At 74.1% G+C, this 514-nt stretch carries 1 protein-coding gene; it reads right to left on the reverse strand.

Annotation, left to right across the window (positions count from 1 at the left end; all coding sequences use genetic code 11):
- Positions 1–64: 64 nt before the first annotated feature.
- The coding region (locus tag AX744_RS09780) for a chaplin family protein (RefSeq protein WP_157543571.1) at positions 65–514 on the reverse strand (450 nt) is incomplete at its 5' end.

The raw sequence follows: 514 nt of genomic DNA on the forward strand, positions 1-514 counted from the left end.
CGCAGCGGCGCACCGGCGGTGCGGGTCTCCTCCCCCGAGGACGAGCGCACCGCCGGCGTCATCGCTACGCCGTCAGCCGGCGGCGTCGCAGCAGTCCAGCGCCTCCGAGGAGAAGCAGGATCGCGGCGAGGGCGATCAGTCCTTCAGCGGGCGCTCCACCCGTCATCGCGAGTCCGTGGGCCTGGCCGGTGGTCGCTGCGCCCGAGGCGAAAGCGGCTCCGGACGTGCCGGGGGTCGAGCTGGCGGGGTTCGTGCCCGGGATGGTGCCGGGGTCGGTGCCCGGGTTGGTGCCGGGATCCGTTCCGGGGTCCGTTCCGGGATCCGTGCCTGGGTCCGTTCCTGGGTCCGTACCGGGGTTGGTTCCCGTGCCGGGATCGGTCACCGTGGCCTCGCCGATCACGGAGATGGCGTTGCCGCCGAGCGTGATCGGCACGTTGACCGGCAGCGCCACCTGGGTGCCGCCGAGGATGCCGTCGGTTCCGGTGGTGGTGTTGCCTCCGGTGGCCGGGGCGGG

The organism is Microbacterium sp. CCH5-D1 (assembly GCF_001557335.1).
Lineage (GTDB): Bacteria > Actinomycetota > Actinomycetes > Actinomycetales > Microbacteriaceae > Microbacterium > Microbacterium oxydans.